The organism is Sphingobium xenophagum, assembly GCF_031457465.1.
Lineage (GTDB): Bacteria > Pseudomonadota > Alphaproteobacteria > Sphingomonadales > Sphingomonadaceae > Sphingobium > Sphingobium xenophagum_A.
Window position 1 is genome coordinate 1 of sequence record NZ_JAVDWV010000008.1, and the last position, 23,426, is coordinate 23,426.

Sequence of the window (23,426 nt, forward strand, 5' to 3'; positions counted from 1 at the left end):
GTCGTAGACCACGACGTTGATAGGCTGGATGTGGAAGTGGAGTAATCCATGAAGCTAACCAGTCCTAATTGCTCTGTTCGCGCTTAAACGGTTCACTTGTGAACCGCAGAGTCCCACCATCAATGACAGCACTGGCAACAGTCGCTCGGATTAGATGGCGTGGTTCTTAAGCCAGCCAGAAATCACATACACACAAAATGTGTCTGCTGACGCATTTTCCAAGTAAAATGCTTAAACGTGCACGGTATCGATTATAAACCCTGATTTTGCGCCAGCTTCATTGCTTGGTGACCATAGCGTCTGTGACCCACCCGATCCCATCCCGAACTCGGCCGTGAAACCAGTCTGCGCCGATGGTACTATTGCTCAAGCACTGGAAGAGTAGGGCGTCGCCAGGCATTGAAGCTCGCGCAAAATCAGAAAAAACCCATTCACCTTGTCAAGATAAAGGCGGCCCCAAAGCCGCCTTTTTTGCGTTACCCCACAAACAAGGGGCAACCAGTGTCGCGGGATGGAGCAGCCCGGTAGCTCGTCAGGCTCATAACCTGAAGGTCGTAGGTTCAAATCCTACTCCCGCAACCAACACACAAAAACACAAAAACGAACGCCCGCCCTTGAGGCGGTTTTTTGCGTTCTGCCGCTATCGAGAGAATACCCGCCAGATCGCCGCGCACGTCGATCTTGAGTTCGCCGCCTTCAGGGACCAATATGATCGCGTCGATGAGCGAACGGATAATCTCAGCCGCCTCGAAGCGCTTGCTCTCGTCGTCGCCTCTTCTCGTAACCGCCCCCGATCACCCCACGCAACGCGCCGTCCCGTAAGCTACAGGCCAGACGTCCAACAGAAGCTGCCAACGGGACAACGTGTTCGTAGAAGAATGTACTGCCGGCCAATTCGGGGACGAGGCTCGTCAGCGAGACCGCTGAATGCAAACTATGTCCACCGATAGATGTCGATAGGCATAGGAGGAATTCATTTTGTGTTCAGTGCCTTAGGCCGTAACCCGAAGTGAATTCGGCGGCGCGCATGCGGGCCTAAATCATTCCCACTCGATCGTGCCGGGGGGCTTGCTGGTATAGTCGTAGACGACGCGGTTGATGCCCTTGACCTCGTTGATGATGCGGGTTGCGACGCGGCTCAAGAAGGCGGCGTCGAAGGGGTAGATGTCGGCGGTCATGCCGTCGGTCGAGGTGACGGCGCGCAGGGCGCAGACGCTGTCATAGGTACGCAGGTCGCCCATGACGCCGACGGTCCGCACCGGCAACAGCACGGCGAAGGCCTGCCAGATCGCATCATAGAGGCCTGCATTGCGGATTTCCTCCAGATAGACCGCGTCGGCCTTGCGCAAAATGTCGCAGCGCTCCTTGGTCACTTCGCCGGGGATGCGGATGGCAAGGCCGGGGCCGGGGAAGGGATGGCGGCCAACGAAAATGTCGGGGAGGCCCAGTTCCTTGCCCAGCACGCGGACTTCGTCCTTGAAGAGTTCGCGTAAGGGTTCGACCAGCTTCATGTTCATGCGGTCGGGCAGGCCGCCGACATTATGATGCGACTTGATCGTGACCGAAGGCCCGCCGGTGAAGCTGACGCTTTCGATAACGTCGGGATAAAGCGTCCCTTGCGCCAGGAAATCCGCGCCGCCGATCTTCGCGGCTTCCTCCTCGAACACGGCGATGAATTCGCCGCCGATGAATTTGCGCTTCTTTTCGGGGTCGGTCAGGCCCGCCAGGCCGCCCAGGAAGCGGGCTTCGGCCTCCACATGGACCAGTTTGATGCCATAATGTTCGCGGAACAGGCTGACCACCTGTTCGGCTTCGCCCAGCCGCATCAGGCCGTGGTCGACAAAGACGCAGGTCAATTGGTCGCCGATCGCTTCGTGGATCAGCACCGCCGCCACCGCGCTGTCGACGCCGCCGGACAGGCCGCAAATGACGCGGCCTTCGCCCACCTGTGCGCGGATATCGGCGATCTTGGTCGCGCGGAATTCCGCCATCGTCCAGTCGCCCGCCAGACCGCAGACATGGCGCACGAAATTGGCGAGCAGCTTGCCGCCGTCCGGGGTGTGGACGACTTCGGGATGGAATTGGGTGGCGTAGAAGCGCTTGGCCTCGTTCGCGGTGACGGCGAAGGGCGCGCCTTCGCTGGTCGCCACGACCTCGAAACCGGGGGCGAGCTGCGTCACCTTGTCGCCATGGCTCATCCACACCTGATGGCGCTCGCCCTCGCTCCACAGGCCGTCGAACAGTGCGCAGCTCTTCTTGACCTCGATGAAGGCACGGCCGAATTCGCCGCTCTCGCCGCCTTCGACATTGCCGCCCAATTGCTGCATCATCGTCTGCTGGCCATAGCAGATGCCCAGCACCGGCACGCCCGCGTCGAAGATCGCCTGCGGTGCGCGGGGGCTATCCTCCCACATGACCGACGATGGCCCGCCCGACAGGATCACGCCCTTGGGCTGCATCCGGGCAAAGGCCTCGTCGGCGCTGTTGAAGGGGGCGATCTCGGAATAGACGCCGGCTTCGCGCACGCGCCGGGCGATGAGCTGGGTCACCTGGCTGCCGAAGTCCACGATAAGGATGGAATCCTGAAGGGGCAGCGTCATAGAATCGCCTTTGTCAGTCCGAGGGATAGGGATTCGCGTCCGGTTACTGTCCTGTTGCGTTCTTGTCCAGCACAGGTGCGCGCGCGCCGCGCCCTGCGGTCCATCCCAGCAGCGCGCCACCGGCCAGAACGGCGGCGGCGATCAGGAAGGCGCTGCCGATGAAGGGCAGGATCGGCGCGGTGCCGACCGAGGCGGAGTAGACCGCGCCGAAGAAGAGCGGCGAGGCGATGCCCGCAATGCTGGAGACGCTGTTGTTCGCGCCCTGCAACTGGCCTTGTTCGCTTTCGGACACGCGCCGGGTCATGAGCGACTGGAGGGTGGGCATGGCCAGGCCCCAGAGCGCGTTGGGCAGCATGGCGGCGACGAACAGCCATCCCGTCGGCGCCAGGCCCATCGCCGCAATGCCGACCGCGCCGAACGACAGGCCGACGACCATCGTGGTCCGATCGCCCAGCCGCTTGACCACTGGCCCGACGAGCAACCCCTGTACCCCCATGTCCATCAAGCCGACGAGCGCCAGCAGGGTGCCGACCTGCCATGCGCCCCAGCCATAGCGGTCGCCCGCATAGAGAACGAATACCGCCGAAAACAGGTGATGGGCGAAATAGAGCAGGAAATTGACGGTCGCGAGGCTGGACAGTTCGGGGTGCGACCGCAGCAGCCGGAGCGCGCCGAACGGATTGGCGCGCCGCCAGCTGAACGCCATGCGCTTGTCGCGCGGCAGCGATTCGGGCAGCACGATCAGGCCGTAGAGGAAGGCGAGGCCCGACAGGCCCGCTGCCGCCCAGAAAGGCGCGCGCAGCGAGATATCCCCCAGCACGCCGCCAATGAGCGGTCCGGCGACGAAACCGCCGCTGAACGCCGCGCCGATGAGGCCATAGCCCCTGGCGCGATCTTCGGGCGCGGTGATGTCGGCCATATAGGCAAAGACCGAGGTGAAGCTGGACGAGGTGATCCCGGCGAGGATGCGCCCCACCGCCAGCCACCATAAGCTCGGCGCGAGCGCCATCAGCACATAATCGAGCGCCAGCCCGCAGACCGACACCAGAATGACGGGCCGCCGCCCGAACCGGTCGGACAATGACCCGATCACCGGCGAGCAGAGAAATTGCATCCCCGCCCACAGCGCCACGAACAGCCCGTTCCACAGGCCCGCCGCGCTGGTCGCGCCGGACAGCTGCTCGATCAACTGGGGCAGTACCGGAATGACGATGCCCATCGACATGACGTCGAGCCACGCCGTCACAAGGATGAAGATGATCGCAGCGGTGCGTGCAGGGGCGGGCGGGGCGGACATGACCGCCCCGCTAATCAGTCCAGGCCGATAAAAAGTCTAGAAGCTTTCCTCGGCATAGACTTTGCTGACATCGCCGCCCCATTCGCCATGATAGCGATCGAGAAGCCGTTCGGCGTGGGTCTTGCCCGATGAGACGACATCTTCCAGCGCGGAAAGATAACCCGTCTCATTGTCGCCCGCTGCATTGAGCCGCCCGCGCGCCGCCAGGCCCGATCGCGCAATATCAAGCGCGGGCCGCGCAATGTCGCGCAAGGTGCGGCCCTTGCCGACTGGCGCGTCCAGGCCGAGCCGCGGCACGGAATCGCGCAAGACCTGCCGATCCTCCATGCTCCAATCCTTGACCAGATCCCACGCCGCATCGAGCGCGCCCTGGTCATAGAGCAGGCCGACCCACAAGGCGGGCAGCGCACAGATGCGGCCCCACGGACCGCCATCGGCACCGCGCATTTCGAGAAAACTTTTCAGCCGCACTTCGGGGAAGGCGGTGGAGAGATGATCTTCCCAATCCTTCTCGGTGGGCTTTTCGCCGGGCAGGACGCTAAGTTTTCCGTCGAGGAAGTCGCGGAAACTCAGCCCTGACGCATCAATATATTTGCCGTCGCGAAAGACGAAATACATCGGCACGTCGAGCGCATAATCGGCATAGCGTTCATAACCAAAGCCATCCTCGAACACGAAGGGCAGCATGCCGGTGCGCTTGGGGTCGGTATCCGACCAGATATGGCTGCGATAGGAGAGGAACCCGTTGGGCTTGCCCTCGGTAAAGGGCGAATTGGCGAACAGCGCGGTTGCCAGCGGCTGCAAGGCCAGCGAGACGCGGAATTTCTGCGCCATGTCCGCTTCGCTGCCATAATCCAGATTGGTCTGGATGGTGCAGGTGCGCAACATCATGTCGAGGCCCAGCGACCCCACGCGCGGCATGTGCCGCAGCATGATCTCGTAACGCCCCTTGGGCATGATCGGCAGCTCAGCGCGCGTCTTGTCGGGCCACATGCCAAGGCCGAGAAATCCCAGCCCCAGCATATCGCCGACATATTTCACCTGTTCCAGATGTCGTCCGGTTTCAGCGCAGGTCTGGTGCAGATTGTCGAGCGGCGCGCCCGACAGTTCCAGTTGCCCTGCCGGTTCCAGGCTGATCGTGCCATCGGCCCCCGACAGCGCGATGATATTCTCGCCCTCGAACACCGGATTCCAGCCATAGCGGGTCAGGCCGATCAGCAGCGTGTGGATGCCGCCCTTTTCCTCATAGGAAGGGGCGTGATGATCCTTGCGGCTATAGACGAATTTCTCATGCTCGGTGCCGATGCGCCAGCGGTCCTTGGGTTTTTCACCTTTGGCAAAGGCCGCGATCAATTGGTCGCGGCTTTCGATGATGGGATCATGCTCCCCTGAGTCGGTTCTGGTGCTCATGCCCCGCCCTTACTGCTTCCCCTCTGCCCGTCAAACAATGCGGGCGTCGATCAGATAGGCTTTGTGTCCGTCCGGTTCAATCCAATAGCGAAATGAAACTATTTCCAGTCGCCATTGATCGTCATCCACGCCGCCGTAGCGGCGATAGCAGCCGTTTCCGCGCGCAGGATTCTAGGACCAAGCGAAACCGGCACGGCCTGGGGGTGGGCGCGGATCGCCTCGCGCTCAGTGGGATCAAATCCGCCCTCCGGTCCGATCAGGAAGGCCGCTGCGCCCGGATGTGCGGCAAAGGCCTCCGTCAGAGGCGTGCCGCCGGTTTCATCAGCGAAGAAAAGACAGCGATCGCTGGGCCAATCGCGCAGCAGCGCATCGAGCTTCACCATGGCGGCAAGTTCGGGCAGCGCAGTGCGCCCGCATTGTTCGGCGGCTTCGACCAAATGGGCGTGCAGCCGGTCGAGGTTGAGCTTGTCCACCACTGCGCGGCGAGTCAGCACGGGCTGCAGCTTTGCCACCCCCAATTCGCACGCTTTTTCCGCGATCAGGTCGATGCGCCCCTTCTTGATCGGCGCGCAGCACAGCCAGAAATCGGGCACCGTCTCCGGCCCCTTGGTCTGCGCCACACATTCCAGCACCAGATCGCGCTTGCGGATGTCGCGCGCGCGCGCGGCCCATTCGCCCGACCGGCCGTCGAACAGCAGCACGATGTCATCGGGCTTCACCCGCATGACGGCGATCAGATAATGGGCCGGATTACCATCCACCGGCACCACCACGCCTTCGCCCAACTGGGTTTCGACATGCAGGCGCGGGGCGCTTTGCGGTGGCCAGGCGGGGGTGGCGGTCATTTCGGTCTTTCCGTATGGCAATGCGGCCCCTAATGCCGTTCCTATCAAGGCAAGTCGAGATGCGCCCCGCGATCAGTGGCGAAACGGAGATAGTGTGAGCAGTAGCATCGTCCCCGACACCCAAGCGCGCGGCCTTTTGTCGCGTCTGCCGGACACGCCGCGCGCCCTCGCGCTGCTCGCCCGATTCGACCGGCCGATCGGCTGGTGGCTGCTTCTCTGGCCGGGGGCCTGGTCGGTGGCGCTGGCGGGCGGTGCTTTTGTGCGCTGGCCGCTGATCCTGTGGTTTCTGCTCGGCAGCATTGCGATGCGCGGCGCGGGGTGCGTGTTCAATGATATCGTCGATCGCGATCTTGACGCCAAGGTCGCCCGCACCGCCTCGCGCCCGCTTGCCAGCGGCGCGATCTCGCTCAGAACCGCATGGCTCTGGCTGCTGGTCCTTTGTGCGGTAGGGCTTGTCGTGCTGTTGCAATTGCGGCCCTATGCGCAGGTCATAGCCTTGACCTCGCTCGCGCTGGTCGCGGCCTATCCTTTCATGAAGCGGATTACCGGCTGGCCGCAAATCTGGCTGGGTCTCGTCTTTTCCTGGGCGGCCTTGGTCGGTTGGAGCGAAGTGGCCGGTACGCTGACCATGGCTGGCCTGTTGCTTTATGCGGGAACCATTTTCTGGGTGGTGGGCTATGACACCATCTATGCGCTGCAGGATCGGGAGGATGACGCGCTGATCGGGATCGGTTCCAGTGCCTTGTCGATGGGGCGGCATGTCCGCATGGGCGTCGCGCTCTGCTATGGGCTGGCGCTGGCTCTGTGGGCGATCGCCATCTGGCAGGTGCGGCCCTACGCTCTTGCGCTCGTCGCATTGCTCCCCATCGCCGCGCATCTTCTTTGGCAGGTCGTGACCTTGCGGGATGATGGCATCGACCCGCTTGCCAAGTTCCGTTCCAATCGTTTTGCCGGGCTGCTGATGTTCCTTGCCTGCCTCGTGGTGGGCAGCGCATGAGCGCGCATTCGACGGGGCCGGTGCCCGGCGACGATTGCTGGAAGATCGCGACAGCCACCCGCGCCAGTGTCATCATCGACGCGGATACCTATTTTCGCCATGCTCGCGCTGCGATGCTCAAGGCGCGCAAGCGGATCATGCTCATCGGCTGGGATTTCGATGCCGCGATCAGCCTTGTTCGCGAAGATGAGGTCAAGGACGGCGCGCCCGCCATCATCGGTGATTTCATCAGTTGGCTGGTCAATCGCTCGCCCGACCTCGAAATCTTCCTGCTGCGCTGGGATGTCGGCGCGATGAAGTCGATGGTCAGTCCCGTCAACCTCTTCACCACGCTCAAATGGATGGCCCATCCGCGCGTCACGGTGAAGCTGGATGGGCATCATCCGCCTGCGGCCTCCCATCATCAGAAGATCGTGGTAATCGACGATTGTTTCGCCTTTTGCGGCGGCATCGACATGACCGGCGATCGCTGGGACACGCGCCATCATCGCGACGATGAAGCCGGGCGTCATCATCCCGACGGTTCGCCCTATGGCCCGTGGCATGATGCGACCACGGCCCTGGCCGGGCCGGTCGCCGCCGCGCTCGGCGCCCATGCGCGCATGCGCTGGAAGATGGCGGGCGGTGATGATCTGGAACCGGTGGAGGACGGCGAGGATTGCTGGCCTGATCGGCTGTCCGTGCAATTTGAAGGCGTGGAGGTCGCCATTTCCCGATCCGCGCCGCAAATGGACGATCAGGATGGCGTGACCGAGATTGAAAGCCTCTATTGCCACCAGATCGCGGCGGCCAAACGCTGCATCTATGCCGAAAGCCAGTATTTCGCCTCCCGCCGCATCGCCGAGGCGATCGCCAAGCGGCTGGCTGAACCCGATGGCCCGGATATCGTTATCGTCAACCCGGAACAGGCCGATGGCTGGCTGGAACAGCAGGCGATGGATACGGCCCGTGCCCGCCTCTACGAAGCGCTCAAGGCGCGCGATACCCATGGCCGCTTCCGCATCTATCACGCCTTCACCACGCGCGGCGTGCCCATCTACATCCATGCCAAGATCTTGATCGTCGATGATCGGCTGATCCGGGTCGGCTCCTCCAACATGAACAACCGGTCGATGCGGCTCGACACCGAATGCGACGTGACGATCGACACGATCCTGCCCGCCAATGCCGGGCGACAGGACCGTATATTGGCCATTCGCAACGACCTGATCGCCGAACATCTCGACATGCCGGTCGAGCGCGTCGCCGCCGTGATCGCGGAACGCGGGCTGGTCGCGGGTATCGAGGAAATGCGCCAGAAGCCGGGGCGGACGCTACGCCCCTATGTCACCCCGGACCTGAACGACGTCCAGACTTGGCTCGCCGATCATGAAGTGCTCGACCCCGAAGGCCCCGAAGAAATGTTCGAATCGATCAGCGAACGCGGCCTGTTCCGCCGGATGAAGGGCTGGTTCGGCAGGAGCTAGGTCTACTCCGCCGCCAGCAAGGCCTCCGCGCTCTGAAGGTTGACCGACACCAGGCGACTGACCCCCTGTTCGACCATGGTGACGCCGAACAGACGGTGCATCCGCGCCATGCTGACGGCATTGTGGGTGACGATCAGATAGCGGGTCTGGGTCTGCGCGACCATCGCGTCGAGTAGATCGCAGAAGCGCTCGACATTGGCATCATCCAGCGGCGCATCGACTTCGTCCAGCACGCAGATGGGCGCGGGGTTGGTCAGGAACAGGCCGAAGATCAGCGCCACCGCCGTCAAAGCCTGTTCGCCGCCCGATAGCAAAGTCAGCGCGGCCAGCTTCTTGCCCGGCGGTTGGGCCATGATTTCCAGCCCCGCCTCCAGCGGATCGTCGCTGTCGATCAGTTCCAGATGCGCCTGTCCGCCGTTGAACAGCGTGGTGAAAAGGCGACGGAAATGGCCGTCGACTGCCTCGAACGCGGCGACCAGCCGTTGCCGTCCTTCGCGATTGAGGCTGCCGATCGATCCGCGCAGCCGGTGGATGGCTTGCGTCAATTCTTCGCTCTCCGCGCGGCTGGCCGCTTGGCTGGCTTCCAGCTCGCCCAGTTCCTGCGCCGCGACCAGATTGACCGGGCCGATGCGTTCGCGCTCGGCGACGAAGCGGTCATGCTCGGCCTGTTCGGTCTGGGCGATGCGGATGTCGGCGCTGGCAAAACCCAGCTTCTCCGGCAGCAATGGCGGCGGACATTCGAACCGCTCGCCCGAAAGCCGATTGGTTTCGATGCGCTTTTCATCTGCGGCTTCCGCGCGGGCGACGGCCGTGGCGCGTGCCTCGCGCGCTGCGGCTAGCACTTCGCCCGCCTGCGCTGCGCGATTTTCGGCGGTGCGCAGCGTCGCTTCCGCCTCATATTCCGCGCGCCGCGCTGCTTCGGCGGCCTCCGCCAGTGCCACGCCCTGATCATCCAATGCGGCGATGGCCTGCGCCAAGTCGTCGGGCTGATCCTCGATCGTCGTGCGTTCGGTAGCGATCGCCTCCCCGCGCGCGACCATCGCCGCAATGCGCTTGGCCGCTTCGCCCGCCCGTCCGCGCCAGCTCTTGATTTCCGCTTCTGCCGCCGCCTGCCGTTCGCGGTCGCTCGATAGTGCGCGATCGGCCAAGGCTTGGTCGGCCTGCAATTGGCTAACGGCCGCGCGTGCCTTCTCGCTCGCCTGCGTCAGTGCGGCGACCAGCGCCCGCGTATCCGCCCCATCGGGCATCGCCGTGCGCGCGGCCTGCGCCATATCCAGCTCGGCTCGCGCGGAGTCGCAATCACGCCGGGCTTCGATCAGCCGCTCCTCTATCCCTTCGCGCCGTCCCGACAGGCGCTCCAGCGCCGTCGTCGCCTCGTCGGCTGTACGTAGCGCGGCGCGCTGCTGCTGCTCCGCCTGGGTCAGTCGCGTGCGTCCCGCCGCCAGTGCATCGCTCGCCGCCTGTTCGGATGCCCGCGCGGCCTGCTCTGCGTCCTGGGCCGCATCCACCTCGGCCGCAATCGCGGGCCGAGCCGCCATGATCGCCTCCAGCCGGTTGAGCCGGATCAACCGTTCGGCCGCCGCCGCGCCGCCTTCGATGGCGACATAGCCGTCCCACCGCCGCATCTGCCCGTCGCGTGTGACCAACCGCTGGCCAACGCGCAACATCTGCCCCGCATCCTGCTCGGCAAAACCAATCTGGGCCAGGCGGCGCGCCAGTTCGGGCGGCGCGCTGATATGGTCGGCAAGTGACTCGCAGCCATCAGGCAGCGCCGGATCATCGGACTGCGCCTGCGCCCCCGCCCAGCGGCGCTTGCCTTGCGGGGCGATAGGGCTTTCCAAATCATCGCCCAAGGCAGCAGCCAAGGCGCGTTCATAACCGGGCGCAGCTTTCACTTGGTCCAGCGCCCGCGCGCGCCCGCCCGAACCGCTATCGACGGCACGACGCAACGCCACCGCTTCACTGTCCAGCGCCGCCAGTCCCGCACGCGCGGACGACAGGGCCGCCTGCGCTAACGCCCGCGTCTCGCTGGCGGACTGACGCGCCGTTTCTGCCTCGCGGATCGCCACCTCGGCCGCATCCCGATCCAGGCCTGCCTGCTTTTGTCGGGCAACCGCCTCGGCGCGTTGCGCCTCCAACGGTGCCGCATCGGGTAGCGCCGCCGTTTCGGCGGCCAGGCGAGACGCCTCGCGCTCCGCCCGCTCCAACCGGGTGCGCGCGGCCACCAGCGCGGCTTCCGCGACGCGCAGTTCAGCCTGCTCGCCCGCCTGCTTCGCCATCGCCTTGGCCAGTTCCAGCTCGGCATCACGCGCGCCACTCTCGGCAGCCGCGATCCGTGCCGCAAAATCGGGCCGCAATGTCTCGGTCTCGGCGATCCGCGCCTTGAGCGTACCAATCTCCGCCGTCAGTCGCGCAATCGCCTCGGCCGCGTCATTAGCTAACGTGCCTTCCCGCGCCCGATCCTCTTCCAGTCGTACGCTTTGCTGTAGGAGATCCTGCAAACGTCGCACCACCGCATCGCGCTGCGTCCGCAATGTCTGAAGCCTATGCCCCGCTTCGCTGGCATCCTCGCGCGCCTGCTGAGCGTCGGCACGCTTGTCCGCCAACAGGGCTACTGCTTCCTGCGCTTGGGCTACGGCCGCCCCTTGCGCTTGCTGCGCGACGTGCACGCCATGATCGGCTTGTTTCGCGTCGGCGCGGGCGGCTTCCGCGCTGGCATTGGCCTCGCGCCAGCGCGCAAACAAAACGCGCGCCTCGGCCACCCGGATCTGGTCGGACAGGCGAATATAGCGTTCGGCCGCCCGCGCTTGCCGCCGCAGGCTGTTGGCCCGCGCGTCCATGTCGATCAATATTTCGTCGAGCCGCGCCAGATTCGCTTCGGCAGCGCGCAATTTCTGTTCGGCATCCTTGCGCCGGACATGCAGGCCCGCAATCCCCGCCGCTTCCTCCAGCATCGCGCGCCGTTCCTGCGGCCGGGCGGCGATCACGGCGGCGATCCGCCCCTGGCTGACCAGCGCCGGGCTATGCGGCCCGGTGGCGGCATCGGCGAAGATCAGCGCCACGTCACGCGCGCGGACATCCTTGCCATTGGCGCGATAGGCGCTGCCCGCGCCGCGCTCGATCCGGCGGGTGACTTCCAGTTCGCCATCCGCGCCGACATCGACGGCGCTGAACAATTCGCCCTGTTCCTGCACCGTCAGCAGCGACACTTGCGCGAAATCGCGCTGCGGCCGGGTCGCGGTGCCTGCGAAGATCACATCTTCCATGCCGCCGCCGCGCATCGACCGGGCACTTGATTCGCCCATCACCCAACGGATGGCTTCCAGCAGGTTGGATTTACCGCAGCCATTGGGGCCGACAATGCCCGTCAGGCCGGGTTCGATCCGCAATTCGGTCGCATCGACGAAGCTTTTGAAGCCGGAGAGTTTGAGCCGCTTTATCTGCACGGGATTGGACCGGAGCGATACATCGCCCCGGTTCCCTCACGCGCCGATGTCAGCCCCCCGGCCGGCAATCAGAGTCCCGCTGCCTTGAGCTTGGGCTGGAGCGCGGCCCAGTTCGCGGCATTGTCGACCAGCACGCCGTTGATCAGGAAGCTCGGCGTCCCGGTGATCTGATATTGGCTGTTGGCCGTCTCGACGCCCTTCGCCAGCTTTTCTGCCGCTGCCGTGTCGGCCAGGCATTGCTTGGCCTGATCGGCCGAAATGCCGCGCTGCTGGGCGAATTCGACGAGGCCCAAATCATTTGCCAACTGTCCGAATCGCTGTGCGGGCGGCGCGTTCATCACCGCCTGATAGCGCGCATCGCCCATCGCCTGCGCCTTGTCGAACATTGCTGTCTGATTGGCAAAGAACTGCTCGGACAGCGGATAATAGATATCCTTGCCGCCGCAACGCGCCAGCAAGGCCGTCGAAATGTCGATCGGATCACGCACATAGGGGCGGAACTCGAAGCTCATTTTGCCGGTATCGACCAGCTTGTTGATTTCTTCCGATGCTTCGGCGGTGAAATCCTTGCAATGGCTGCACGTATAGGAACCGAATTCGACCAGCTTCACCTTCGCGGCGGGATTGCCCATCAGATAATAGCCATCCGGCGTTTCGGCGACGGTCTGCGACCAGCTGGTGCCAGCAGGCGGCGCGACGGCCGCGACCGGTTCACCTGCGGACGTAGCGTTTTCCTCGCTCTTCCCGCACGCGGCGAGGGTCAGGCTGAGGGCGACAAGGGCAAGACCGGAAAAGGCTTTCACGACGGGCAAGGCTCCGATGATGGATGGTTGGGGGGCGAGTCTAGATCAGCGCGCGGCTGGCGGCAATGCGGCCTGAAGGATGGTCCAGGTCGATCCTTCGACCCGCGTACCGTTGACGGTAAAACCGGGCGTGCCGGTGATCTTCACCTTGTTCCACGCATCGTCGGTCATCGCCATCACCTGCTTCATGCCCATGGGGCTGGCGATGCAGGCGTCGAGCTGTGCGGGCTTATAACCGCGCTTGCCCATCAGCGTATAAAGTCCAGTCTTCTGGCCGATGTCACGCAGCGCCGCGATCTGGTCGGTCGGCTTGGTCGCGTCGCGATCATAGGTCTCGATCTGCGCCATCCATGCATCCTGATTGGTGAACAGCGCTTCATGATTGCCCATGAAGCGGGCCGGGCCGCCGCAGCGCGCCAGCAGCGCGGCGGTCAGGTCATATTTGTCGCGCACCGCGTTGCGCACCTCGACGCTGACCTTGCCGCCCTTCACATAGCCGGTCTTGAGCGGCCCGCTCGCTTGCCCCACGAACTGGGCGCAATGGCTGCAGGTATAGCTCACATATTCGACCAGCTTGGTCGTGGCGGACGGATTGCCCATCACATGCCCGCCGATTGGCGAGATGACCACGCGGTTCACCCAGTTGGTGGCAGGCGCGGCAACCAGGGCAGCTGGGAGGGCGATGAGAGCGAAAGGCAGGAAGCGGGCGACGGTCATGGGGACGGGTTCCTGGCAGATATCGGCTGAACAAAAGCGTAACGGCATCAGCCGATCTTGGGCGGGCCGCTGCTATTGGCAAGCCCCTGTGCCAGTGATTCCAGTACGGTGCGCAATTCGGGATCGCCAATGCCCCGCAACGAATCGCCCAGTTCGACCGGGATCGGCCGCAAATTCCGTGGCGGCGGGCGGCGTTCGGTCGTGGCGGGCAGGATATCGCCCTGCCGCATCGCCACCTTGGCGACGGCGGCATAGCCAAAGAAGCGGTTCACCCGCTCGATCATGTCGGGCAGCATATGCTGCACCATCGGTCCATGGCCGCTCATCACCGTCAGCTGCAATGTGCCGCCCGCCTTCTTGCCGACCGGGAAGCGAATCGATTCGGGCGCGGTGATCGCGGCATAATGGCTGCCGACAATCTCGGTCCAGCGGGTGACGATGCTGGACTGGACGAAGCCGAACTTGCGGAACGCCGCGCGGCCGATGTCGGGCATCAGGTCCGCAATCTGGCGGCTCGCACCGATCCGGGGCCGCTCCACGGGCAAGGCGGCGCGGCTTTTCACTTTCGGTACTGGGGGGCGTTCCGTCATCGCCCACACCATGGCATAGGGCCGCCATGCGCGTCGAGGGTAGAGAGTCAAAAATCGCGAGCGACCTGCTCGCTCATTATGACGTCCATGCTCGTCGCCTGCCCTGGCGCGCGCCGCCGGGGAGCAATGCGACCGATCCCTATCGCGTCTGGCTGTCCGAAGTGATGCTGCAACAGACCACGGTGGCAGCAGTCGGTCCCTATTTCGCCAAATTCACCGAACGCTGGCCGAGCGTGGAGGCGCTGGCGGCGGCAGCGGATGCCGATTTGATGGCCGCCTGGGCCGGGCTTGGCTATTATGCCCGCGCCCGCAACCTGCTCGCCTGCGCGCGCGCGGTCACGAGCGACCATGGCGGGGTGTTTCCCGATACGGAAGACGGCCTGCGCGCGCTGCCGGGCGTGGGTGCCTATACTGCCGCTGCGGTTGCGGCGATTGCCTTTGGCCGCCGCGCCGTGGTGGTCGATGCCAATGTCGAGCGGGTCGTTGCCCGGCTGTTCGCGATCACCACCCCGCTACCCGCGGCCCGTCCGGCGATCCGCGAAGCGGCGGATAGAATCACGCCTGATGCCCGCGCGGGGGATTTTGCCCAGGCGATGATGGATCTGGGTGCGACCATCTGCACCTCCCGCAATCCCGCCTGTGGCATCTGCCCCTTGCGCGCCGATTGCGCCGCCGTCCTGACCGCCGATCCGGCCGCCTTCCCGGTCAAGGCCGCGAAAAAGGCCAAGCCGCATCGGCTGGGTCACGCTTTCTGGATCGAACGGGCGGACGGTCATGTCTGGCTGGCGCGCCGCCCGGACAAGGGACTACTGGGTGGCATGCGCGGCTTGCCCGGATCGGCGTGGAACGACGTGCCCGATCCGACCCCGCCTTTTGCCGGGGCCTGGCAAACGCTGGAGCCGCCGGTCGCGCATGTCTTCACCCATTTCTCGCTGGCATTGACGGTCCATGCGATCCAGGTGAATCAAGGTCATGTGCCGTCGGGTGCGGGCGAATGGTGGCCGATTGATCGACTGGCGGAGGCGGGATTGCCGACGCTGTTCGTGCGCGCGGCCGAAACGGCCATGAAGAAAGAGGATGTCAGCGATGCACGGCACTAATCCGTTGATAGAGAAGCTACCCGGCTTCGCTGGCGGCACGATCGACCGGGTGGATCATATCCGCACCAACCCGGCCAAGCTGGCGGAAGCCTTTGCTGATCCCGCCGCGCGCCTGCTCGTGCTTGACGGGCTGGAGCCAGTCGAGGTGAATGGCCATCTGTTGCTGGAGCCGCTGGCGGCGGATGCTGATGTCGCGGATCATGTGCTGCTCGGCATCGACCCTGCCGGACAGCCGATCTTCGCACGATTGGTCGCCGATCTTGGCCCCAATCTCGTCCCAACTCCGCGCAGCCGCGCTATTGCCGGGCTGGTGCCAGCGGCAGAGGTCGCGCTTTATGGCACCGCGCGCAGCCTCGTTCACTGGCATGCACGCCACCGCTTCTGCTCGGTCTGCGGCGGGCCGACCCAGCCGGTCAAGGCAGGCTGGTCGCGGCGTTGCGATCTTTGCGCCGCCGAACATTTCCCGCGCACCGACCCGGTCGTCATCATGCTGGCGGAATATCGGGGCCGGGTGCTGGTCGGGCGGCAACATGCCTGGCCGCAGGGGCGCTATTCGGCGCTGGCGGGTTTTGTCGAACCGGGTGAGACGATCGAGGAAGCCGTCTCGCGCGAGCTGTTCGAGGAAGCGGGCATCCGCGTCCGCGACGTGCGCTATGTCATGAGCCAGCCCTGGCCCTTCCCCTCCTCCCTGATGATCGCCTGCATCGCGCAGGCGGACGACGACGCGCTGACGCTCGATCCGACCGAGATCGAGGATGCCTTCTGGTGCGATGCCGATGCGGTGCGTGCCGCGTTGGCGGAGGAGCCTGGCGCGCCTTTTCTCGCGCCGCCAACCATGGCGGTCGCCTGGCACCTGTTCGACCGCTGGCTGGCGGGCGTTGCCCCATCGGATGCAAGCGCGTAAGGCCACAGGCTCCTCTTATCGTTTCGGGAAACCCACGCCTCCATGCTCAGCCTAGAAGAAGCCCAGTCGCGCGCGCAGGATCTGGTCAGCGCCGCGCGCAAGGCAGGGGCGGATGCGGCCGACGCCATTTACGCCTGCAACGCCTCGACCAATGTGTCGGTGCGGCTCGGCCTGCTGGAGGATGTCGAACGGTCGGAGGGCGAAGAGATCGGCCTGCGCGTCTTTATCGGCAGCCGGTCGGCCAGCATCTCCGCGTCGGACATGAACCCGGCGACGCTGGCCACGCTGGTTGACCGCGCCGTCGCGATGGCGCGCGAAGCGCCGGAAGACCCTTATGCGGGTCTCGCGCCCGAAGATCGCCTGATGAAGAAGCGCCCGCCTGCGCTCGACCTGACCGATGAACGAGAGCCCGAACCCGCCGCTTTGCGCGAACGCGCGCTGCTGGCGGAGGAAGCCGCGCGATCGGTGCCCGGCATCACCAACAGCGAAGGCGGCGGCGCATCGAACGGCCGCAGTCAGGTGGCGCTGGCGACCAGCCATGGTTTTGCCGGTGCCTATGCAGGGACCAACCACTCGACCTGGGCCAGCGTGCTGGCAGGCGCAGGGTCCGACATGCAGCGCGACCATGCCAGCCATAGCGTGCGCCATCTGGAGGATCTCGACAATGCCGAGGCAATCGGCATGCGCGCAGGCCAGCGTGCGGTCGCCCGGCTCAATCCGGTGAAGGTGGAAAGTGGCGTCATGCCGGTAATCTTCGATCCGCGCATCGGCTCCAGCCTGCTGGGCCATCTGATCGGCGGCATGGTCGGCCCGGCGATTGCGCGCCGGTCGAGCTTCCTGCTCGAATCCTTGGGCGAAGCCCTGTTCGACGCGGGCGTCACTATTATCGACAATCCGCAACTGCCGCGCGGGTTGCGCTCGCGACCCTTCGATGGCGAAGGGCTGCCGGTTGCGCCGCGCGCGCTGATCGACCGGGGCGTGCTGACCGGCTGGCTGATGGACAGCGCCTCGGCCCGGCAACTGGGCCTGCAGCCCACCGGCCATGCCAGCCGGGGCGGCAGCGGCGCGCCGGGCGTCAGCATCACCAACGTCCATATGGAGGCCGGCACGGTCTCGCCGGGCGACCTGATGGCGGACGTCAAGCGCGGCCTCTATGTCACCGAATTGATCGGCATGGGCGTCAATGGCGTGACCGGCGACTATAGCCGGGGCGCGGCGGGCTTCCTGATCGAAAATGGCGCGGTCGCTCATGCGGTGTCGGAAATCACCATCGCCAGCAATTTGAAGGCCATGTTCCGCGCGCTCATCCCCGCCAACGACCTGCATTTTCGCTATGCCATGAACGTGCCGACGCTGCGCGTGGATGGAATGACCGTTGCCGGGGGCTGAGATAGACCTGCGCGCGATCGTATCGGCGGTCGCCGATGCCGCTGATCATGCGCTGACCCTGTGGGCGGGCGGCGATACCCGCGTGCGCCAGTGGGAAAAGGTGCCGGGCCATCCGGTGTGCGAGGCTGATCTGGAAGTCGATGCGCTGCTGCGCGAACGGCTGGGCCTGATCGACCCGGAAGCGGGCTGGCTGTCGGAGGAGACGGCCGACACGGTGCATCGCCTGGGCGTGCCGCGCGTCTGGGTGGTCGATCCGATCGACGGCACGCGCGATTATCTGCGCGGACGGCGCGGCTGGGCGGTGTCGGTCGCGCTGATCGAGGATGGCGCTGTGCGCCTCGGCATATTGGCCGCGCCTGCTCGCAATGAATTGTGGATCGCGCAGGCGGATGGCCCGGCGACACGTAATGGACAGACGCTGCGCGCTGGCAACCGCACCACGCTGCCGGGTGCCCGCGTCCCCGCCGATCAGTTACCGCGCATCGACCGGGATCTGGTGACGGTCGAAAAGCCCAACAGCATCGCGCTGCGCATGGCGATGGTGGCCGCCGACGAGGCCGATCTGGTCGCCACGGTGCGCTGGGGCAATGAATGGGATGTCGCCGCCGCTGCGCTCATCTGTCAGCGGGCCGGGGCGACGGTCACCGACGCCCTGGGTGCGCCCATGCGCTTCAACCGCCCCAAACCGACGGCTTTTGGCCTGCTTTGCGCTGCGCCCGGCATTCATGCCGCCGCCACGGATCGGCTGGCCCCCCGCGCTCGTGAAATATTGGGCGGTGCGCCGGGCTGACGGTCAGGCTTTACAGCTTGCCATAATGCGCTTCGAATCCGGCAATATCGCCCGCTGCCAGATATTTCGCCTGATCGATCCACTGGTCGCGGATCGGACGGCCCTTGAAATTGCCCAGCCTTGCGTCGATCGCAGCGATATCCGTATCAGTCCAGGCGGCGATCTGCGCAAAGCGGGTGATGCCCAACTCATTCAGCAGCGCCTTGAGCTTGGGGCCGACCCCTTTCATGCGCAGCAGGTCGTCCTCGCCCGCTTCCTGTGACACTTCCGGCACGACGGCGGCTACGGGTGCAGGTTCCGCTTCGACCACCCTGACAGGCTCGACAGCAATCGGCTCTACAGCAACGGGTTCGACAATGACCGGCGCGATGACAACCGGCGCAACCGGCTCGACTGCAACCGGATGGGATTCCGCTTCAATTGCGGCCGGCGGCGCAACTTCGCCGCCTTTGCCCTTGCCCGACACCAGGAAGACAAGACCGATGATCACCAGCAAACCGACCAGCAGCCACAGCCCATAGTCCATGAAGAATTCCTGCATCACGCGCCTCCCTGAATATTGTGCCGCTATGTAGGGACGCTTTGTCCCGAACGGCAAGCCTTCACGCCTGTTCGCGCGCAACCTCGCGCCAGCCGATATCGCGACGGCAGAAGCCGGTCGGAAAATTGATCGCATCGACGGCGGCATAGGCGGCCGCCTGCGCTGCGCCGACCGTCTCGCCCGTCGCGGTCACATTGAGAACGCGTCCGCCATTGGCGACCAGCGCGCCACCCTGTTGCGCCGTCCCTGCATGAAACACCATCGCCCCCTGCGCCTGCGCCGCTTCGATTCCCTGAATCGCGCCGCCCTTTTCCGGCGTGCCTGGATAGCCATTGGCGGCCATCACGACGGTCAATGCCGTGCGCTCGGCGAGTTGCACCGGCCCCTGTTCGGCCAATGTCCCCTTCGCGACGCTCAGCAACAGGTCGACCAGATCGCCATCGAAGCGCATCATCAACACCTGGCACTCTGGGTCGCCGAAACGGGCATTATATTCGATCAGCTTTGGCCCTTGGTCGGTCAGCATCAGCCCGGCATAGAGGACGCCCGAATAAGGCATCCCCTCCGCCGCCATCGTCGCCACCGTCGGCGCGATGATCGTGTCGATCACCTGCCGCTCCAGTTCGGGCGTCAGCACACGCGCGGGGCTATAGGCACCCATGCCCCCGGTATTGGGGCCGGTGTCGCCATCGCCCACCCGCTTATGATCCTGCGCCGATCCGAAGGGCAGGATGGCGCTGCCATCGGTGAGCGCGAAGAAGCTGGCTTCCTCGCCGGTCATATATTCTTCCAGCACCACTTCCTCACCGGCCGCGCCGAACGCGCCCGAAAACATGGTGTCGAGCGCATCCAGCGCCTCTTGCCGCGTCTCCGCGATGATGACGCCCTTGCCCGCCGCCAGCCCATCGGCCTTGATCACGACCGGCAGCGTGAAATCGTCGAGCGCGGCGATCGCGCCGTCCTTGCTGGTGACGCGCTGATAGGCGGCGGTCGGGATATGGGCGCGCTGGCACAGATCCTTGGTGAACCCCTTGGACCCCTCCAATTGTGCCGCCTTCTTGTTGGGGCCGAATACCGGAACGCCCATGGTGCGCAGATTATCGGCCAGCCCGTCCACCAGCGGCGCTTCGGGACCGATCACGACCAGCCCGATCGAATGGCGGGTGCAGAAATCCAGCACGGTGCGATGATCCGTCGCGTCGAGGTCGACCAACGTCGCTTGCTCGGCTATGCCGGGGTTGCCCGGCGCGGCGTAGAGCGTATCGAGCCGGGGCGATTGCGCCAGCTTCCACGCCAGCGCATGTTCGCGGCCACCGCCGCCAAGCAAAAGGATATTCATGTCGCCCATGTCCCCGGATTTCGATGCCTATGACAGTAAGGGCCGCCTGTTAGCGGAGGAACGCGCAGGGGACAACGCGCCGCCGCTCTCGGTCAGTGAATTGTCGGGCATGCTCAAGCGCACGGTCGAGGACCGCTTCGGCCATGTCCGCCTGCGCGGCGAGATTTCCGGTTTCAAGCGCGCGGCGTCTGGGCATCTCTATCTGGCGCTCAAGGACGATAATGCCGTGCTGGACGGCGTGATGTGGAAGGGCGGGGCGCAGCGCCTCGCCTTTTCCCCGCAGGACGGGGTGGAGGTGATCGCCACCGGCAAGCTGACTACTTATCCCGGCCGCTCCAAATATCAGATCGTGATCGAGCGGATGGAGTTGGCGGGCGAAGGGGCGCTGATGGCGCTGCTCGAAAAGCTCAAGGCCAAGCTCGCCGCCGAAGGTCTGTTTGCGGCCGAGCGCAAGCAGGCTTTGCCCTTCCTGCCGCGTACCATCGGCGTCGTCACCTCGCCCACTGGCGCTGTGATCCGCGACATTCTCCATCGTCTTGCCGATCGCTGCCCGACCAACGTCCTGGTCTGGCCGGTATTGGTGCAGGGCAATGGTGCCGCCGAGCAGATCGCGCGGGCGGTGCGCGGCTTTTCCGCGATGGATGGCAGCGGTCCCGTGCCCCGGCCCGATCTCGTCATCGTCGCGCGCGGCGGCGGGTCGATCGAGGATTTGTGGAGTTTCAACGAGGAGATCGTCGTCCGCGCTGTTGCCGATTGCACCATCCCGATCATCTCGGCGGTCGGGCATGAGACGGATACGACCCTGTGCGATCATGCCGCCGATCGCCGTGCGCCCACGCCGACCGCAGCGGCGGAGATGGCGGTGCCAGTGCGCGCCGACCTGCTTGCCACCCTCGCGGAAATGGGCCTGCGGGCCGGACGCGCCGTCCGTCGCAATGCGGCGCAGGCGAAAGAGCGCCTCGACATGCAAGCGCGGCTGATGCCCACCCCCGACATGCTGCTTGCGCCGCAGCGTCAGCGGCTCGACCAATTGTCCGAAGCCCTGGCCAGCGGCCTGCGCCACCGGATTGCCGATGCCCGCGCGCAACTGGGGCAGGCCGGCGGCGCGTTGCGACCGGCGCTGCTTCAGCAGCAACTCGCGCGTGCAAGCGAGCGGCTCGACCGGTTGCGACTGCGTCCCGATTATCTGGCGCGGGTCTTGTTCGACCGCGCGACGGCCTTCGACCGGGTGTCGCGCCATTTCATCTCGCTCGATCCGGACCGGCCGCTGGCGCGCGGCTATGCCCGCGTGATGGCGGGGGGACGGCTGGTCCAGTCGGTCGAAGCCGCACAAGCCGCGGGCGCGGTGACGCTGCATTTCAAGGACGGAACGGTCGATGCGACAGTCGGGCAGGGCGCAGCCTTGCTTGAGAAGCCAGACCCTGCCGCTATATCCCCGACATCCCGCCCGCCGCGCAAACCGCGCGGGGCCGACGCACCGCCGCAACAGGATCTCTTCTCCTGACTATCTGAAAGGCCCGACCGATGCTCATGTCCAACCGCGACCGGATCGCGCGGCTTCATTATATGCCCTACAGCTTCCGCGTGTTGCAGGCGGGCGATCATGTGCTGTGCGCGGTCACGGGGCAGAAGATCGCGCTCGAAGATTTGCGCTATTGGAGCATCGCCCGGCAGGAACCCTATGCCAGCGCGGAAGCCTCGGTGCAGGCGGAGCGCGCGGCGAAACGCATCCCATGAATCGCCTCGCCTTCATCCTGTTGCCCGCCGTCTTGGGAATAACGATTGCAGCCGCACCGCCCCTATCCGACGAGCTCCGCCTTACCGGCACGATGACGCAGGGTGGCGTGGTGACTGGCACCGCGCCGGCCGATACGGTCTCGCTTCGGCTGGGGGAGGAGGTCGTGCCGGTCGATGCCGAGGGCCGCTTCCTGATCGCTTTCGACCGGGACGCAGCGCCCGCCGCGCGGCTGACGGCGGCACTCGCCAACGGACGGACGATCGAAAAAAGTCTGACCATCGCGCCCCGCCCCTGGCGGATCGAGCGCATCAACGCGCCCATGCGGCCGACCAAAAGCACGGAAGCCTTCCTGGCGCTGCGCAAGCCGGAACTGGCGCAGATCGCGGCCGCCCGGAGGCTTAAAACCGATGCCAAGGGCTGGCGGCAACGCTTCATCTGGCCCGCGATGGGGCGGATTTCCGGCCTGTTCGGCTCACAGCGCGTTTATCAGGGGCAGCCGGGCGCCTATCATGGCGGCGTCGACGTCGCTGGCGCGACCGGCACGCCGGTTGTCGCCCCCGCCGATGGGGTGGTGATCCTGGCGGCGGCGGTCAAACCCTTTACGCTGGAAGGGCATTTGCTGATGATTGACCATGGCCATGGCCTCAACAGCGCCTTCCTCCATCTGTCGCGAATCGATGTAAAGCCCGGCGACACTGTGACCCAAGGGCAACGCATCGGCGCGATCGGGGCGACCGGCCGCGCGACCGGCCCGCATCTCCATTGGGGCATGAAGTGGAACGACGCGCGCATCGACCCGCTGCTGGTTGCGGGGCCGATGCCGCAGGGAAGATGAAGCGTCCTAGCTGACCCGCTTCATCCGCACCGCGCGGCCACCTTCAACCTTGCCCATGAAGCTGCCCATGGCGGCGCGCTTGAGTTCGATCTTCTGGCCGACCTTCGGGTCGCGCGCCGTCAAGGCCTCCGTAGTGGCCCAGACCGCGCCATCGTCCAGCCCGATCTGCCACTTTCCATAGCCAAGGCTGCGGACCGAAGCGATAACCGCCTCGATCTGGTCAACGCCGTCCACCTTCGCTTCACCCCTATCATCGACCTCGTCGCCGCCGAGGAAGGGAAGTTTGGGAAAGGAAAAACCGAACAATGTCTTGCGTGTCTTGGCAAGTTCGCTCTTGTCCAGCACAACGACCTCATCGCGCTGAGCAGCGGCATCAATCGCGCCGACCTGCCGGTCGAAGCAGGCCAATCGCTCACTATTGTCGGTTATGGTTCGGCACTGCAACAGGTCAGTGAAAATCTCCGGTCGCGGCTGCTGTTGATTGGGCGCGGCCGCCGCATTTGTGGCGGCTATGCTAAAAAGCACCACCAATAATGTCGTGCCAAAGCGCTTCATGCCGTCTCTCCTAACCATTCGACCCGTCGATTGCTCTACCATGCATTGGTCAGAGACAAGGTCA

The 23,426-nt window shown here is 65.1% G+C and carries 20 protein-coding genes, 1 tRNA gene and 2 rRNA genes; 12 read left to right on the forward strand and 11 right to left on the reverse strand.

From position 1 onward, the window contains the following. The 3 genes from J2W40_RS09415 to J2W40_RS09425 all read left to right on the forward strand — a co-directional run. Positions 1 to 89, forward strand: a 23S ribosomal RNA gene (locus J2W40_RS09415); the annotation flags it as partial. 194 nt (positions 90 to 283) lie between these two features. Beyond that, positions 284 to 398: ribosomal RNA gene (gene rrf, locus J2W40_RS09420) — 5S ribosomal RNA — on the forward strand. Positions 399 to 505: 107 nt separating this feature from the next. After that, positions 506 to 582, forward strand: a tRNA-Met gene (locus J2W40_RS09425). A gap of 458 nt (positions 583 to 1,040) precedes the next feature. On the opposite strand, the gene guaA is transcribed toward J2W40_RS09425, so the two are convergent. The 4 genes from guaA to J2W40_RS09445 all read right to left on the reverse strand — a co-directional run bounded on the left by guaA (position 1,041) and on the right by J2W40_RS09445 (position 6,152). Beyond that, complete coding sequence (guaA, locus tag J2W40_RS09430) at positions 1,041 to 2,600, reverse strand: glutamine-hydrolyzing GMP synthase (RefSeq protein WP_310223950.1); 1,560 nt, start codon at positions 2,598 to 2,600, stop codon at positions 1,041 to 1,043. 43 nt (positions 2,601 to 2,643) lie between these two features. After that, on the reverse strand, positions 2,644 to 3,897 hold the full coding sequence (locus J2W40_RS09435; protein WP_310223952.1) for a TCR/Tet family MFS transporter: 1,254 nt from the start codon (positions 3,895 to 3,897) through the stop codon (positions 2,644 to 2,646). 36 nt (positions 3,898 to 3,933) lie between these two features. Continuing rightward, positions 3,934 to 5,307: a glutamate--cysteine ligase gene (locus tag J2W40_RS09440; RefSeq protein WP_310223953.1), complete on the reverse strand. Its 1,374-nt coding sequence runs from the start codon at positions 5,305 to 5,307 to the stop codon at positions 3,934 to 3,936. A gap of 98 nt (positions 5,308 to 5,405) precedes the next feature. Further along, the gene (locus J2W40_RS09445; protein ID WP_310223955.1) at positions 5,406 to 6,152 is read right to left on the reverse strand and encodes a 16S rRNA (uracil(1498)-N(3))-methyltransferase; all 747 of its coding nucleotides are present in this window, start codon (positions 6,150 to 6,152) and stop codon (positions 5,406 to 5,408) included. Between the two features lie 94 nt (positions 6,153 to 6,246). Between J2W40_RS09445 and ubiA the strand changes: the two genes are divergently transcribed. Both ubiA and J2W40_RS09455 read left to right on the forward strand, forming a co-directional pair. Beyond that, on the forward strand, positions 6,247 to 7,149 hold the full coding sequence (gene ubiA, locus J2W40_RS09450; RefSeq protein WP_310223957.1) for a 4-hydroxybenzoate octaprenyltransferase: 903 nt from the start codon (positions 6,247 to 6,249) through the stop codon (positions 7,147 to 7,149). Continuing rightward, positions 7,146 to 8,615 carry a phospholipase D-like domain-containing protein gene (locus J2W40_RS09455; protein ID WP_310223959.1) on the forward strand — a complete coding sequence of 490 codons (1,470 nt, stop codon included), beginning with the start codon at positions 7,146 to 7,148 and terminating at the stop codon, positions 8,613 to 8,615. The genes ubiA and J2W40_RS09455 overlap by 4 nt, the downstream gene beginning before the upstream one ends. A gap of 2 nt (positions 8,616 to 8,617) precedes the next feature. Here the strand turns inward: J2W40_RS09455 and J2W40_RS09460 are convergent, their stop codons facing one another. The 4 genes from J2W40_RS09460 to J2W40_RS09475 all read right to left on the reverse strand — a co-directional run bounded on the left by J2W40_RS09460 (position 8,618) and on the right by J2W40_RS09475 (position 14,171). Next, positions 8,618 to 12,061, reverse strand: coding sequence for a chromosome segregation SMC family protein (locus J2W40_RS09460; protein ID WP_310223961.1), 3,444 nt, complete (start codon positions 12,059 to 12,061; stop codon positions 8,618 to 8,620). Between the two features lie 68 nt (positions 12,062 to 12,129). Continuing rightward, positions 12,130 to 12,864 (reverse strand): thioredoxin domain-containing protein, encoded by a 735-nt coding sequence (locus J2W40_RS09465; RefSeq protein WP_310223963.1) that lies wholly within the window; start codon positions 12,862 to 12,864, stop codon positions 12,130 to 12,132. A gap of 45 nt (positions 12,865 to 12,909) precedes the next feature. Continuing rightward, entirely contained in the window at positions 12,910 to 13,581 is a 672-nt protein-coding gene (locus tag J2W40_RS09470) for a thioredoxin domain-containing protein (protein ID WP_310223965.1), read from the reverse strand. A 47-nt stretch (positions 13,582 to 13,628) separates the two neighbouring features. Beyond that, positions 13,629 to 14,171, reverse strand: a complete 543-nt coding sequence (locus J2W40_RS09475; RefSeq protein WP_310223967.1) for a DUF721 domain-containing protein — start codon at positions 14,169 to 14,171, stop codon at positions 13,629 to 13,631. Positions 14,172 to 14,197: 26 nt separating this feature from the next. Here J2W40_RS09475 and mutY point away from each other — a divergent pair, with 26 nt between their 5' ends. The 4 genes from mutY to J2W40_RS09495 are packed head-to-tail and all read left to right on the forward strand — an operon-like array spanning position 14,198 to position 18,354. Beyond that, on the forward strand, positions 14,198 to 15,271 hold the full coding sequence (gene mutY / locus J2W40_RS09480; protein WP_310223969.1) for an A/G-specific adenine glycosylase: 1,074 nt from the start codon (positions 14,198 to 14,200) through the stop codon (positions 15,269 to 15,271). Continuing rightward, positions 15,258 to 16,175 carry an NAD(+) diphosphatase gene (nudC, locus tag J2W40_RS09485; RefSeq protein WP_310223971.1) on the forward strand — a complete coding sequence of 306 codons (918 nt, stop codon included), beginning with the start codon at positions 15,258 to 15,260 and terminating at the stop codon, positions 16,173 to 16,175. Before mutY ends, nudC begins: the two co-directional genes overlap by 14 nt. 42 nt (positions 16,176 to 16,217) lie before the next feature. Then, positions 16,218 to 17,564, forward strand: a complete 1,347-nt coding sequence (locus J2W40_RS09490; RefSeq protein WP_310223973.1) for a TldD/PmbA family protein — start codon at positions 16,218 to 16,220, stop codon at positions 17,562 to 17,564. Then, the gene (locus J2W40_RS09495; protein ID WP_310223975.1) at positions 17,551 to 18,354 is read left to right on the forward strand and encodes a 3'(2'),5'-bisphosphate nucleotidase CysQ; all 804 of its coding nucleotides are present in this window, start codon (positions 17,551 to 17,553) and stop codon (positions 18,352 to 18,354) included. Before J2W40_RS09490 ends, J2W40_RS09495 begins: the two co-directional genes overlap by 14 nt. A gap of 10 nt (positions 18,355 to 18,364) precedes the next feature. On the opposite strand, the gene J2W40_RS09500 is transcribed toward J2W40_RS09495, so the two are convergent. Continuing rightward, complete coding sequence (locus J2W40_RS09500) at positions 18,365 to 18,895, reverse strand: hypothetical protein (protein WP_310223977.1); 531 nt, start codon at positions 18,893 to 18,895, stop codon at positions 18,365 to 18,367. A gap of 61 nt (positions 18,896 to 18,956) precedes the next feature. Next, positions 18,957 to 20,234, reverse strand: a complete 1,278-nt coding sequence (purD, locus tag J2W40_RS09505; protein ID WP_310223979.1) for a phosphoribosylamine--glycine ligase — start codon at positions 20,232 to 20,234, stop codon at positions 18,957 to 18,959. Positions 20,235 to 20,241: 7 nt separating this feature from the next. On the opposite strand from purD, the gene xseA reads away from it, so the two are divergent. The 3 genes from xseA to J2W40_RS09520 are packed head-to-tail and all read left to right on the forward strand — an operon-like array spanning position 20,242 to position 22,807. Continuing rightward, positions 20,242 to 21,738, forward strand: coding sequence for an exodeoxyribonuclease VII large subunit (xseA, locus tag J2W40_RS09510; protein ID WP_310224449.1), 1,497 nt, complete (start codon positions 20,242 to 20,244; stop codon positions 21,736 to 21,738). A gap of 20 nt (positions 21,739 to 21,758) precedes the next feature. Further along, positions 21,759 to 21,971, forward strand: coding sequence for a DUF2093 domain-containing protein (locus J2W40_RS09515; RefSeq protein WP_069065681.1), 213 nt, complete (start codon positions 21,759 to 21,761; stop codon positions 21,969 to 21,971). Continuing rightward, complete coding sequence (locus tag J2W40_RS09520) at positions 21,968 to 22,807, forward strand: M23 family metallopeptidase (RefSeq protein WP_310223982.1); 840 nt, start codon at positions 21,968 to 21,970, stop codon at positions 22,805 to 22,807. The genes J2W40_RS09515 and J2W40_RS09520 overlap by 4 nt, the downstream gene beginning before the upstream one ends. A 6-nt stretch (positions 22,808 to 22,813) precedes the next feature. On the opposite strand, the gene J2W40_RS09525 is transcribed toward J2W40_RS09520, so the two are convergent. Next, a complete protein-coding gene (locus J2W40_RS09525) occupies positions 22,814 to 23,362 on the reverse strand; it encodes a hypothetical protein (RefSeq protein WP_310223984.1) in 549 nt (182 codons plus the stop codon). Positions 23,363 to 23,426 lie beyond the last annotated feature (64 nt).